Origin of the sequence: Okeania hirsuta (assembly GCF_003838195.1) — a bacterium.
GTDB lineage: Bacteria > Cyanobacteriota > Cyanobacteriia > Cyanobacteriales > Microcoleaceae > Okeania > Okeania hirsuta.
In genome coordinates, this window is record NZ_RCBY01000001.1 from 94702 (window position 1) to 108060 (window position 13359).

The following is a 13359-nucleotide window of genomic DNA, read 5'->3' on the forward strand; positions in this document are numbered from 1 at the left end:
AGCTGTTTATGCTCATGCATGGAGCGTATTTTAAGCTCATAGTTGGGCAGAAAAATCCCAAATTGACAATTGTTACTCCTACCTCCTCGCTCATTCCCATGTCTCCCCTCCTGGGAGGGGGAGGGGCGAGGGGTGGGTTGTCTCCTACCCCTACTAAAAGACTTTTGAGCGCAAACCCTAATTAGAGATAGTTTTCATTATCCATGATTCATTTCCCTACTCCCTATTTTGAAACTGATTTAATAACCAAGCATAAACTTGAGTTTGATTTGTTTGACGAGTGCGCTGAAGTGCTTCCTCTAATAAAGAAATGTCTAAACCAGGCAAAACTTGAGACCGATCGATTTTTCTACTACCACCGTCAGCAACAGCAAAGGCAATAATTTCTACATTCTGGACATCAACTATCCAATATTCAGCAATATTCAGTGCTTCGTACAGCAAACGCTTTTCCCCTTTATCATCAGGGAGGGAAGTATTGGCAACTTCAATAACTAGAGTTGGTGAGGGATAAATATCTAGGTCAATAATAGAACTTCCCCAAGGAATAACATCAGCATTTTCCCCAATGTAATAGGAAACATCGGGTTGAGTTGCTTGATATCCTGTTTTGCGGTAGGTACAATTATCTTTACCATTTAGATCAATGTTTTTGGTAGCAGCAAAGAGACCAACTGCAGTAATGATAACTGTGTGGTCACTAGCGTGGTCATTTCCTAATGGTGACATTTCTATTCTGAGTTTTCCTTTGTGGTAGTAAACTTTGGCTTTTTCATAACTTGGGTCTTCAAGAGTTTGGATGTATTGTTCCCAAGTTGCTGTTATCCAAGTTTCTGTGAGTAGTTGAGTTTGGGTTTTGCTCATGTTTTGTCGGAAAAGGTATATTTTATATTTTAGATCAGGTTAGCGATCGCTCTTTTAAGAATTAACTCTATCTAACCATTTTTCAGCTTGAGAATATTTATCTTTAACGAAAAAGAATTTGTTTGAGTAGTTTTTATATTCATTTATTTTCTCTATATTATATCATGTTATCCCTCCGGGTGAGCTACGAATTGCGGACGGGTCAGTTATAAATAAAATTTAAGGACTGACAGTACCGACAGTACCAAATAAATACTGAAATTATCAATACCCCCAATACCAATATTTTCTCTTTTTCTCCTTTCTTACCTCCTGACTCCTGTACGTCGCCAATCCGACCGCTCCCCTACCTCACTCCTGACTGCTTACAATAGTTATTTATAAGTATTCAACCATTAGCGTAGCTCCCCCGGAGGGGGAACATGATATTATAGCGGAGGGGGAACATGATATTATAGCCAAAAATAGCGATCGCTAGTTGATTGTTGTTATTAGACTTAGCTTGATCTACTATATTTTTCATAGTAGTGTTTATATTTAAGTATTCAAATAATAATATATCATTTTTAAACACATAATGAAATATTGGCTAATGAAATCTGAACCAAAAACTTACAGCATCTCAGATATGAAACATGAAAAAACTTGTATTTGGGATGGAGTGAGAAATTATCAAGCTCGGAATTTTTTGCGACAAATTAATCCGGGAGATTTAGCATTTTTCTATCATTCTAATACTGTACCTCCTGGCATTATTGGATTAGTAAAAATATTAGAAAGTGGCATTGCTGACCCTACTCAATTTGACCCAAAAAGCCAATATTTTGACCCAAAATCTACTCCTAATTCGCCTCGGTGGCAAACTGTTTTTGTGGAATTTGTAGAAGAGTTTCCTCAATTAATATCTTTGGCTATTTTGAAGCAAGAATTTAGCCCAGATGAATTGTTAGTTACTAAGAAAGGAAATAGGTTATCCGTAATGCCTGTTGCTCAAAATGTGGCAGAGAAAATTTTAGTAATGAAAGATGGTTTTTAAGCTAATTTACTATATTCTTCTGTGCCGATAAATTAGTCCAGTAGGGTGCGTTATTCATTAATTGATAATGGATAATTGATAATTACCTCTGGTTAAAACCGTTACGGAATTGAATATAAGGAAATATTATTTCTTCTCTTAGTCAATTGGATATGGCGAGGAGACCCGTTCTTGCAGACCCGCTCCGAAGATCGCCATCCCACCCTTCGGGAAGCTACGAAGATCGACCGCTTTTTTCCCCTTAAAAGGGGAGGTTTCAAGGCGCGAATTATTTAATTATTAATTATTAATTATTAATTATTCGGTAACGCACCATCCCACAGTCCAGTCGTAGTAGACTGACACAGCTAAAAGTGTGCATTAGATTTTTTGGTATAACTTTTGTTATAGCAAGGTTTGACTGATTTTTTTGTAGCAACATTTAAGTGTGTCTGGTACGTTACGCTTTGCTAACACACCCTACTGAACCTGATTTTTTTGTAGCAACATTTAAGTGTGTCTGGTACGTTACGCTTTGCTAACACACCCTACTGGACTGACGCAAAAGCAAGCAAATTTGATATAATTGTTCAGTCTAAAAAATATTAGTAATTATCAAGTGAGTAATGAGTGATTTTCAAGTATGCGATCGCGATTTAACGGAGGCCATATTATCTGATTATTTGCAAGCAGATAGTATTGCAGTGGATACAGAAACTATGGGATTGTTGCCCTGGCGCGATCGCTTATGTTTAGTCCAGTTATGCGATGCTCAAGGCAAAGTTACAGCAATTCGGATTGAAAAAGGGCAACAAGAAGCACCGAATTTAAAACAATTAATGGAGGCAACTGGAATAGTTAAAATATTTCATTTTGCTAGGTTTGATGTAGCAATGTTGCAGCATCATTTAGACATTAAAGTTTCCCCAATTTTCTGTACCAAAATTGCCAGTAAGTTGGCACGAACTTATACAGGTAAACATGGTTTAAAAGACTTAGTAATGGAATTAGAAAAAGTAGAGTTAGATAAATCTGCTCAAAGTTCTGATTGGGGAAATGCAGAAAATTTAACGGAGGAACAATTGAGTTATGCTGCTAATGATGTGCGGTATTTATTGAGTGTCAAAGAGAAGTTAATTAAAATGTTGAAACGAGAGGAAAGATGGGAATTAGCACAACAGTGTTTTGAATGTTTACCCGTGTTTGTGGGATTAGATTTATTGCAGTATAAAGATATTTTTGAGCATTAATTAAATTGGGATTTGCGGGGCAATATTTGTCTTTTTTCTACTATTTTCAATGCAAAAATATGGGTCAATATTGCTCCGCAATGCCACCGTAAATGTAGGGCTGAAAGTCATCAACCCTGACTTGATTAGTGTCCGTGTGTAAGTCCTGTTATTGAATAAATTGGTTTGGGAGGGGCGATCGCTTTTATAGTTTATCCTTTTCCAAAGTTTGACAAAAAGAGGGATGTTTTTCCATAATGAAAGTATCAAATATATTAATATAATTATACTTAAACAAGTGACAGATGAAACTAGACAAGAAATAGCAAGATTTCTGGCAAGGTAACTGGCAGCAAGGACAGTAATTCCCCAAAGAAGATCGGGAAAAGGTTTTAGGAGGTTTAGTCAGTTCAAAAGAGTTATTGGTACGGCGGGCAATCAACTAGCTTGGCATCATCTTGTCGGACAAACTATTTAAAATTTACAGACTTTTGGTGCGGAAGCAATTCATAATACGGGGAATTTAGTTTGCTTAGAACATGGTTCTGGATCTATTCACCAAGAAATAACCAATTTCTATAATTCGATTCAACCAGAGCTAACTGGTTCAGAAAGGATGAAGGTGAGAGAATGGATCGGCAAACAATCTTTTGAAGAACAACAAGATTTTGGTGTCAGAGTAGTTAGAGCTTTCGGAGGTACAATTTCATGCTGACTTTAGATGTAGAAGCAATTTTAAATTCCATTCCTAATGAGGTTGCTTGGGAAGATGTGGTGCAGTTCCATCAACTTGACGATCGCGTTGCTATAGCTAATGATTTTTGTCCTAATATCATTGGTGTTAATGATGGCTCTATTGAGTGGTGTCCGAATGAGGAACCGCCAAACTATTTGGAAAAGTTGGTTTGGTTGTGGGTGGTTCGTCCAGATATGGGGGCAGCGTTCGCGGAGCGTTGCGGATGCAACATCGCTCTGGAAGCTCCATTGGAACTAAAAAAGATTATTGGTAATTATATTCTGGTGGGTGATTGAGGCCGATCGTCTTTCTGTTTCAAGTCCAGGATTGAAATCCTTGGGTAATAGCTTAAGTCATCTTTAGATGACTGAATTACCTATAGAACCCATTTGTTATCTTTTAGCAAAAGACTATACTAATGAGCGATATAGCTGCCGCTAGGCTCCGCCAACGCTTGCTTAGGATGAAAAAATGCCATATTCAAGCAGCTTAACAGATAAAGAATAGGAGATTATCGAACCACTACTAGCCAAGAAATAGAAAGAGCAAAAGACCTACCTAAAATCTTAAGAATTGCTGAAAAAACAGTGGAATTTCTTAGGTCTAGAGTAGTGTATATAGATTCAAATGTATTTTTTAAGATAAAAATAGCTTGATGGTGTATCTACACAAAGATATGACTATAGAGATAGACCTTAACATTTAAGTTTAAGAGTTATTTGAATTCTCAGTCAGAAGCAGATGCTCCCATCAGGATTCCTGTACTTAGAAGTAAAAATTTTAACATAACTTTATTCCTTAGTTTTCTTCCTGAAAGAACATTATTGATATGAGTATTACTTCAAGAGTAAGACCATGTACACTCCCCATTTTATGTCCGTTATTTCTAAAATTTCAAGCGGGTCATTTAAAACTGAAGGTATGATTGTTGCTCCATGCTCAATGCGAACACTCTCGGCAATCACGCACTCTATGTCGGATAATCTTTTGACTCGAGCTGCTGACGTGGTACTCAAAGACCGTAGGAGATTAGTTTTAATGCCGCGAGAAGCACCACTTCATCTAGGTCACTGCAAACTTATGTATGAGGCAGCCCAGCTTGGTGCAATCATCGCACCGCCAATGCCAGCATTTTACAACCGACCTGAGACAATTGATGAGATTATCAACCATAGTGTCGGCCGAGTCCTTGAACTCTTTGACATTGATTTAGGAATTCTGAAGCGTTGGGAGGGGCACAAAGCGGAAAAATCAAGAGCGGTAGCCTTACAGAGTGCTGGAGAGAAACCTGAACAGCCAAATGGCAAACGCTTAGTGACACAGACCAAAGAGATTTGAACGTATGCGATCATATGCACCAGTGTAACAGGAGTAAAAGTGTTTCAATTTATTTCACTTATTGAAAATTGTTACCTGGCAAACACCCATTAGTTTTTTTATGAAACTATACTTGTTAACTTGTGAGATATGGTGGCAATTTTCAACTCTTAAATCTTAGCCAAACGAACATCTCCCGAAGGTGCGCGAGTATCGCGACAAAGGTGTGCAGCATCCTATGGAAGTGAACTGGGATTTTGTCGAAATTACCTACATGGAAGATGGCGGTAGCGATAACGATGACGTGATAGTCTTCGCTCCCAGCGAGTTGCCCGAGTCTAGTAGGGTGCGTTAGGCGCTCATCACAAACTGCCATTGAACTGTCAAGCATTCCATTGTGCCGTAACGCACCGTTGAGTAGTAGTTTGTAGTCCAGTAGTGGGCTTATCCCCTAAAATGGTGCCCTACGACGGATTGCTCAATCCCTTTCATCATCTGAATTTAGGCTGTCTAATATCATGTTCGGATAATCAGTTATAATAAACCTTCTGCCTTCTAACCTTGCTCTTTCCCTTCTGCCTTCCCCTCCTGGGAGGGGTTAGGGGTGGGTTGCCTTCTGCCTTTGGTCCACAGATATTATAAGTATTCAACCGAACATGATATAACGCACCCTACTACCGACTAATGGACTGACTGGATCGACTATTAAGGGTTATTATAAAAAGAAAAACCAATGTCAGCCAGGGATTTTTTCCATCAGGAAGTTAAAAATGCTCTAATATAAAGATGGATGGTCAATCACTCATGACCCATTATCTATTAGTTTCGGTCATGTAGATATGTCTATTGACCTTGGTGCAGAACAACTTATTGGAGCAGAAAAAGATAATTAAAAGATAGCAGTTGAAATTAAAAGTTTCTTACCAAAATCATCAGCTATTTATGAATTTCATATTGCCTTGCGACAGTTTATTAATTATCGGGCAGCACTAAAACAGAAGGAACTTGACCGAACACTTTATTTAGCCGTACCTCTGATTACTTATAACAACTTTTTTAAACTTTAATTTCCTCAGTTAATACTTAATGAAAATCAAGTAAAATTAATTATTTATAACCCAGATAAAGAGGTAATTATAGAATGGAAAAACTAGAAAAATATCGTCATTTAGTCCAGGAATTTTTGTTAGAGTATAGTCAAAATAAACCTGCTTATGGAGAAATCGAAGTACAGCCAATTTTTGATACTGTACGAGACTATTAGCAGATTGTTTATCTTGGTTGGGAAAAAGAACATTTGATTCATAGTTGTCCGATTCATATTGATATTAAAGGCGAAAAAATTTGGATTCAGTGGAATGGAACTGAGTTGGATATTGCAGAAGAATTAGTGACAAATGGAGTCGCAAAAAAAGATATTGTTCTAGGATTTCATACGCCTTTTATGAGAAAGTTTACAGAATATGCTGTGGAATAAGATGGGGAGATGGGGAGATGGGGGGATGGGGAGGTGGGGGGATTTAATGTTGAAGTATATATAGAGTTATAAACATAATAAACATAATATTATATATATAACTGGATTCTATATAACACATCAACTTAAGTTTTTTTCAACAACCATTTATCAACGTTTTTGGTCATTTTCACAATCATCCCCAAAATTTGGTTATATTGACTATAAAGTTGTCTTGCTGTTTCTATATCCAAATATTGACATTTAACTGCAAATTTTAGCCAAACTTGACTTTCTGCTGCTTCCGCTTCAGCATCATTTAATCTTATTGACACTCCCTGCTAATATTGAATTTAGTTCCGAGGCAAAACTAAATTCTTGAGCTAATACTTTGCAATATTTATTTAGGTCATATTTGCTGACACCTTTGTTATACATCTAATATCTTAAACACTTATTTTGGATGAATTGAGATGTTTTAATGGCTTCATCTATTGCTTTGTATTGCTCTGGTTTAGCTTTGACTTTGAACTCGTAAATTATCATTTTTGCTCGACCTACCTTTTGATTTTTATGCTATCATAAAAACCCTAATTAGCGGAGAAAATGTCAAGGGGAAATTAGATATTTTTACAGGCGACTAAAGTCGCGCGTGAGCTAAACGTCCACGCACTAAAGCGACGTGGTTTTCAAGCTCTCATCCCAATAGATAAAAATAAACCTCTATAACGTCTTCTCCTCCATGCTTCTGCTAAATTAGCACATACAGAACGGGAGGAACGCCTAATTTGGTCAGTTAAAGAATATGTTTCTTCTTGGGGAAAAGTTTTAGAAATTTCAAAAATTTTCATAGCAGTATTAAAAGCAATTTGATACACCTCTAAATCTTCATGATTATTAATTAAATTTTCGCGACTTTCAGTCATATATTTTTCCCACTACAACAACAATATCCAATCCCGCCATCTCCCCATCTCCCCATCTCCCCATCTCCCTACTCTCACAACAACCCTCGATAACGAATAAACAGTAAAATAACTGCCCAGGAACCCAATGCCACTTTTATTGCCACTAAAATATTAAGTATCGGCAAAATTCCCCCACTAACAAGAGTACCTAACTCTCCTTTAGGTAATTCCAATCCCATCAGAGTTATAGCTGCCAATACAATGAATATTAAAACCGAAACCTTTTCCCAAGTAGCAGCATTCCATGTTTTATAGATTTTCTCCATCTTCTCAGATGATGAAGTAATGGCAATCAAACCAATAGCAGTTCCTCCAGCAACCCCTGCCGCAAACCCACCACCTGGACTTAGATGTCCCCTAATTGCTAGCTCAATACTCACCAACGCCGTAATAGTAGCTCCCAAACGCGCTAGCACAATTGAAGGTTGATCGCTAAATTGATAAACTTTTTCGGTGGGTTTTTCATTTGCGAGGAGAAAATTCACGCCCAAAATAGCGATCGTAAATACCACCACTTCAAAAATTGTGTCGTAGAGTCGATTTCTAAAAATGATGCCAGAAACTGCATTTGGTACTCCACTATCATCTACGATCGCTCTCACAATAGAAATTTCCTCCCATTCTGCTTGTGGGTTGGGCATAATTAGCACTTTGACTAACAATGCTATTCCAGCTATAATATAAATCCATTTCATTAATGTTTGCCCTCCAAGTTTGGTACAGTAATGTATGTCACAATTGTTTTTGCTGAAGTTAGTTCGGTTTCCATAATCTCAAAAAGACGATGCACTCTAATGCTAGTTTGATAAGTGGGTTCGCTGCCTGGTTTTGATGTTTCTGATTTACTACAGATAGCGTGAACCTCTTTACCTATCAATGCCCATTCTAAAGCTTGTTTGTTGGGATATTCAACTAATTCAAGACGCAAATGATATTTATTAATGGTTTGTCTGATCTTAGATATTAATTTGGTAAAATCACTGTCTGCTTCTACCTCTACCCCTTTAACTATTCCCAGACGCATGACTAAAGAGGAACGAACTGCCACAACATAAAGAGTAATAGCTAACATTGTACCTACTAAAGCTTCAGTTAAAGCTACATCCGCAGCTCCTAAAACTGCATATACCAAAGCTGCTACTGCTCCTAAAATAGCTCGGATAATCAAAGCATCATAAGGATTAACTTGAAATAACAGTATAAAAGCTGCTAAGGGTAGCAGGGCAATGATCACATAAATATAACTATCAATCATTTTTTTCTCCACTACTAGAGCAATATGCTAAAACATACCCCAAAACCGTATTCCAAATTGCCAAAGTAATCAGTGCTAGCAGCAATAACGGCCATTCAAAAGGAATTTTCAGTAGTAAACCGACAACAATACTCATCGATCCAAGGGTATCAGCTACCGAAAGACTATGGAGTTTAAATAAAACCGATCTATGTCCGAGTAGGGGGAGTGTTCCCCAAAACCACAAAATAATTCCAATCACTATCAAGCTATAGCTTAAAATATCAATTAAAATGTCAATCATATTTCGTTTAACCTTTTGATTAAATTTGCCAGTAGCATTAATCCCGCATTACCCACACTCAAGATGATAACTGCAACTACTCCAATTGACCAATCATCTCGCAAAACGGATACCACCAACATCATAATCGAAGTTTTGGTGGCAATACTAGCAAAGGCTAGTATTTTCTGCCAAATATTATTATCCTGCCAAGCTTCATAAATGGGTATGAGCAAAGCTAAAATCATAGCAATCAAAATATAGTTCATTTGTTTTTCATCCGTCGCACTACGTGTACTTCATACCACCCTTGTTCATGGTATTTCAAAACAATGCTTTTAGGGGTAAAAGTAATCAAAAATATATCCAGAAATATCAATCCTGGTGTTCGTTTTGGTTTAACTTTTTCGCAAACCAATACTTCATCATTATGGGGGCGAAGCATAATTTGTATTGCTTCTATATAGGCCTGGGGAATTGCGACCACAATTTCCCATAACACGTCTAACCAATCTTTTAGAGCGCCTAATGATTTACGACTACGAGGTAATAAAAAGGCGATACTGACACCAATAATAATATTTGCCGGACTTAAGTCGGCGGTTAGTAAAAACCATATTGTCAGTCGTAATACTATATTGAAAAACCCGATTGCGTCCATACTATCCAGAAAAGTAAAATTAACATGAAGCTCATAAATCCAATCAGATGGTCGAATTCTTCGACCACACGGGGGAATTTAATCGCCAACTTCTTAAAAATCAATAGATATGCTAGCCAACCAATAGCTATACTTACCAGTGGTTTGATTATATTCTTGAGGGTGTAAGCTTCATAATAAACAGCATTTGCCACAATTAATCCGCCGAGTAAGACTGTCATTGCCCACCAAAAACCCAGTTTTACTTTGATTTTTTCCTCGTTTTTCTGGTGAGGAAGAAAAATGAATTTCGCAAAAGAAATGGCTGTTCCCACTGCGGCAATGTTCATCCCAACAACCTGCCAGGGTAATAGATTTTTAGAGGTTAACACTTTTGCCCCAAAACCAGATAATAGTGGGAAACCAGAGATAGAAAAACTAGCGATAACTAAAGCTACCCAAATCTGACTATCGATGGGTTGATGGTGCAATTCTTTAAAATTACGGCTTGGTAAAACCCCTGCAATTAAAAACAGAGCAGATTTAACTAAACCATGGGTCAAAGCATAGAAACCAGCTACTACTGGCGCAGCAAGTACAAAACCTAACTGAGAAATGGTATGAAATGCCAGCATCCGTTTAGTATCTTTTTCAAATACAGCATAACCCACACCTAAAAGTGCTGTACTAACACCAAAAAATCTCACGATCGGATCGATTTCCTCTAACATTAGCGCACAACGTACTAGAGGAAAGACTCCAGCTTTGACCACAACTCCTGACAACATTGCTGATACAGGACTCTGTGATTCGGAGTGGGTTAAAGGCAACCATAACCCTGAGACAAAGATACCACCCTTGGACAATAATCCCAAAAATATGAGGGCGATCGCTTCGGGAGGCGAACCACGCAAACCAGCAAAATAAAAGGAATGATGTGCCTTATACACGATTACTGCTCCCACCAGATAAAACAGCATTGCCGTATTACTGACAAACAGATAGCGCAATCCTACCCAAATCGCTCTATCCGTACGCGGATAAGCTACCAGGAGGAACGCAGCAATACCGATTACCTCTAGTGCTACATATACGCTCATGAAGTCTGCACAGATAAAAATACCATTAACGCTACCATGGAGAATCACTATTTGCATATAGAAAAAAGCAGTTTTTTCACTACTCCAACAGTAAAAAATAACTGCGAGTGTTACTAGAGCATTAGTGATGATAAAAAAACCACTCAGTCGGTCGATGATTAAAGTTACACCGAAATTATCGAGTAACTGTATGTTCAAAGGAGACTTTTCTATAAATATTGCCAAGGCATAGTTAGTCGAAACCACTGCTATCCCAAGTGCGAGAAAGCGGTCTAGTTTGGGTAATAAATAGATAACGAAACCAATAAAAAATGGTAATGCCATCCAGACGATCGTAATATTGGTCATATCTGTACCATCCAGAAAATTATAATCAACATTAGACTCATTACCCCAATCAAATGATCGAATTTCTCAACTCCACGAGGGAATTTCAGAATTAATTTCCTAAAAATCAAAATATATGCCAACCAGCCAATACTAATAGTTATTAGGGGTTTCAGTATATTATTTAAGCTATAAGCTTGGTAATAAACAGCATTTGCTACAATCAATCCGCCGAGTAAAATTACCATCGCCCACCAAAACCCAGATGTTGCTTTTCCTTTTTCTTCGCTCTTTTGATGGGGGAGAAAGATAAATTTGGCAAATACAATTGTCGTTCCTACTGTAGCAACATTCATTGCCACAACCTGCCAAGGTAATAAATTTTTGGAGGTCAATATCTTAGCTCCAAAACCAGACAATAGGGGAAAACCAGAAATTGAAAAACTGGCGATCGCTAAAGCTATCCACATTGAGTTATTGAGCGGTTTGTCTCGCAACTCCTGAAAATTACGACTGGGTAAAATACCTGAGATGAGAAAAAGTGCTGATTTCACCAATCCGTGAGTCAAGGCATAAAATCCTCCTACTTCTGGTGCCGCCATGATAAAACCCAATTGAGAAATGGTACTAAATGCTAGGGTACGCTTGGTATCTTTTTCCACAATGGCATAACCTACTCCTAACAAAGCTGTCGTCACACCAAAAATTCTCACTATTGGATCGATCTCCTCTAACAGTAGGGCACAACGCACTAAGGGAAACACACCAGATTTGACCACAACTCCTGATAACATTGCTGATACTTGACTCTGTGATTCGGAGTGGGTTAAAGGCAACCAAAATCCTGAGACAAAGATACCCCCCTTAACTAATAATCCTAGAAATATTAGAGCAACTGCTTCAGGAGGCGAACCGCGCAAACCAGCAAAACTAAAGGAATTATGTGCCTTATATACCAGTACTGCTCCTACCAGATAAAACAGCATTGCCGTATTACTGATAAACAGATAGCGCAATCCTACCCAAATCGATCTATCTGTACGCGGATAGGTAATGAGAAGAAAGGCAGCAATACTAATTACCTCTAATGCTACATACAAACTAATAAAATCTGCACATATAAAGGCAGAGTTGACACTACCATGCAGAATCACTACTTGCATATAGAAAAAAGCAGTTTTTTCGCTACTCCAAGTGTAAATAATAACTGCGGTTGTAACTATCGCATTAGTGACGATAAAAAAGGCACTTAGTTGGTCGATGGTTAAAGTTACACCAAAATTATCTAGTAACTGTATATTTAAAAGTGATTGGGTTGAAAATATCGCTAAGGCATAGTTAAGCGAAAGTAATGCTACTCCCAGTGCGAGAAAGCGGTCTAGTTTGGGTAGTAAATAAATCACAAACCCAAGAAAAAATGGTAATGCCATCCAGGCGATCGTAATATTGGTCATTTCAGTTATCAGTTATCAGTTATCAGTTATCAGTACCGACCGCTAATACCGTTTCACTAAAGTCAGAAGTTAAAAATCAGAAGTCAGAAGTGATATTAATGGAACTTAAAAACTCTACTCTACAGTAATTTCAGTTTATTATTTGACTTCATCAGTTAGCAACTATTTGTGACATTTTTTGAGTGAATTGGTATAAAGTATGAGGCACCAAAATACTGAAGTTTACTTTGCTCTTAGTCTTATGGATATGGCGAGGTCTCCTCGCCATCCCACCCTCCGGGAAGCTCCGAAGATCGACCGCTTTTCATCCTTGAAAAGGGGAGACTTGAGACCTAATTTTTTGGTCATGATGGTGTGTTATTTTCTTCGATTGCGCTAGTTTCCAAAGTGGGATTATCTTTTGCCAACTTCATCACACCCACCAACATCAAAGCTTGAATTGAAAAACCAATTACAATTGCTGTTAAGATAACTGCCTGGGGAACGGGGTCGGAATAAGCAACATTTTTGGTTTCGTCGGCAATTGGTGTAAACAAACCATCTAGGGATGCTATTAGCACATAATAGGCAATAACTCCCGTACTCATAATATCCATTGATATGATTTTCATCACCAGATTTTTCTTAAAAATGATGCCGAAAAATCCACATAATATGGTTGAAAATATACAAGCTTCTAACATGAAAATTAACTAATTAATTGTTATTTTTTTGCAGAAAATTCATTTTTAAATCA

The 13359-nt window shown here is 37.7% G+C and carries 16 protein-coding genes and 3 pseudogenes; 7 read left to right on the plus strand and 12 right to left on the minus strand.

The features are described from left to right. Positions 1 to 216 precede the first annotated feature (216 nt). Positions 217 to 864, minus strand: coding sequence for a Uma2 family endonuclease (locus D5R40_RS00365; RefSeq protein ID WP_124143278.1), 648 nt, complete (start codon positions 862 to 864; stop codon positions 217 to 219). Positions 865 to 1252: 388 nt separating this feature from the next. Further along, the gene (locus D5R40_RS40620) at positions 1253 to 1387 is read right to left on the minus strand and encodes a hypothetical protein (protein ID WP_275670277.1); all 135 of its coding nucleotides are present in this window, start codon (positions 1385 to 1387) and stop codon (positions 1253 to 1255) included. Between the two features lie 54 nt (positions 1388 to 1441). On the opposite strand from D5R40_RS40620, the gene D5R40_RS00370 reads away from it, so the two are divergent. The 7 genes and pseudogenes from D5R40_RS00370 to D5R40_RS00405 all read left to right on the plus strand — a co-directional run bounded on the left by D5R40_RS00370 (position 1442) and on the right by D5R40_RS00405 (position 6638). Beyond that, positions 1442 to 1900: an EVE domain-containing protein gene (locus tag D5R40_RS00370; RefSeq protein WP_124143279.1), complete on the plus strand. Its 459-nt coding sequence runs from the start codon at positions 1442 to 1444 to the stop codon at positions 1898 to 1900. A 605-nt stretch (positions 1901 to 2505) separates the two neighbouring features. Continuing rightward, positions 2506 to 3129: a ribonuclease D gene (locus D5R40_RS00375; RefSeq protein WP_124143280.1), complete on the plus strand. Its 624-nt coding sequence runs from the start codon at positions 2506 to 2508 to the stop codon at positions 3127 to 3129. A gap of 687 nt (positions 3130 to 3816) precedes the next feature. After that, positions 3817 to 4140 (plus strand): hypothetical protein, encoded by a 324-nt coding sequence (locus D5R40_RS00385; RefSeq protein ID WP_124143281.1) that lies wholly within the window; start codon positions 3817 to 3819, stop codon positions 4138 to 4140. 559 nt (positions 4141 to 4699) lie between these two features. Continuing rightward, positions 4700 to 5182, plus strand: coding sequence for a UbiX family flavin prenyltransferase (locus D5R40_RS00390; RefSeq protein ID WP_124143282.1), 483 nt, complete (start codon positions 4700 to 4702; stop codon positions 5180 to 5182). A 175-nt stretch (positions 5183 to 5357) separates the two neighbouring features. Beyond that, a pseudogene (locus D5R40_RS42310) lies at positions 5358 to 5516 on the plus strand (phenolic acid decarboxylase); the annotation flags it as partial. 378 nt (positions 5517 to 5894) lie between these two features. Then, a pseudogene (locus tag D5R40_RS00400) lies at positions 5895 to 6315 on the plus strand (XisH family protein). Next, positions 6303 to 6638: pseudogene (locus tag D5R40_RS00405) on the plus strand (XisI protein). Before D5R40_RS00400 ends, D5R40_RS00405 begins: the two co-directional pseudogenes overlap by 13 nt. A 125-nt stretch (positions 6639 to 6763) precedes the next feature. On the opposite strand, the gene D5R40_RS00410 reads toward D5R40_RS00405, so the two are convergent. From D5R40_RS00410 to D5R40_RS00460, 10 genes are all read right to left on the minus strand, one after another. Continuing rightward, on the minus strand, positions 6764 to 6952 hold the full coding sequence (locus tag D5R40_RS00410) for a four helix bundle protein (protein WP_124143284.1): 189 nt from the start codon (positions 6950 to 6952) through the stop codon (positions 6764 to 6766). Between the two features lie 354 nt (positions 6953 to 7306). After that, the gene (locus D5R40_RS00420; RefSeq protein ID WP_124143285.1) at positions 7307 to 7543 is read right to left on the minus strand and encodes a four helix bundle protein; all 237 of its coding nucleotides are present in this window, start codon (positions 7541 to 7543) and stop codon (positions 7307 to 7309) included. A gap of 74 nt (positions 7544 to 7617) precedes the next feature. Then, positions 7618 to 8280, minus strand: coding sequence for a Na(+)/H(+) antiporter subunit B (locus tag D5R40_RS00425; RefSeq protein ID WP_124143286.1), 663 nt, complete (start codon positions 8278 to 8280; stop codon positions 7618 to 7620). Further along, on the minus strand, positions 8280 to 8840 hold the full coding sequence (locus tag D5R40_RS00430) for a DUF4040 domain-containing protein (RefSeq protein ID WP_124143287.1): 561 nt from the start codon (positions 8838 to 8840) through the stop codon (positions 8280 to 8282). Before D5R40_RS00430 ends, D5R40_RS00425 begins: the two co-directional genes overlap by 1 nt. Next, positions 8833 to 9123: a monovalent cation/H(+) antiporter subunit G gene (locus D5R40_RS00435; protein ID WP_124143288.1), complete on the minus strand. Its 291-nt coding sequence runs from the start codon at positions 9121 to 9123 to the stop codon at positions 8833 to 8835. Before D5R40_RS00435 ends, D5R40_RS00430 begins: the two co-directional genes overlap by 8 nt. Beyond that, positions 9120 to 9371 (minus strand): hypothetical protein, encoded by a 252-nt coding sequence (locus D5R40_RS00440; RefSeq protein ID WP_124143289.1) that lies wholly within the window; start codon positions 9369 to 9371, stop codon positions 9120 to 9122. The genes D5R40_RS00435 and D5R40_RS00440 overlap by 4 nt, the downstream gene beginning before the upstream one ends. Further along, positions 9368 to 9763 carry a Na+/H+ antiporter subunit E gene (locus D5R40_RS00445; RefSeq protein WP_124143290.1) on the minus strand — a complete coding sequence of 132 codons (396 nt, stop codon included), beginning with the start codon at positions 9761 to 9763 and terminating at the stop codon, positions 9368 to 9370. Before D5R40_RS00445 ends, D5R40_RS00440 begins: the two co-directional genes overlap by 4 nt. Then, a complete protein-coding gene (locus tag D5R40_RS00450; protein WP_124154110.1) occupies positions 9736 to 11190 on the minus strand; it encodes a cation:proton antiporter in 1455 nt (484 codons plus the stop codon). The genes D5R40_RS00445 and D5R40_RS00450 overlap by 28 nt, the downstream gene beginning before the upstream one ends. Continuing rightward, positions 11187 to 12623, minus strand: a complete 1437-nt coding sequence (locus tag D5R40_RS00455) for a cation:proton antiporter (protein WP_124143292.1) — start codon at positions 12621 to 12623, stop codon at positions 11187 to 11189. Before D5R40_RS00455 ends, D5R40_RS00450 begins: the two co-directional genes overlap by 4 nt. A 344-nt stretch (positions 12624 to 12967) precedes the next feature. Continuing rightward, positions 12968 to 13306, minus strand: coding sequence for a cation:proton antiporter subunit C (locus tag D5R40_RS00460; RefSeq protein ID WP_124143293.1), 339 nt, complete (start codon positions 13304 to 13306; stop codon positions 12968 to 12970). Positions 13307 to 13359: the final 53 nt, after the last annotated feature.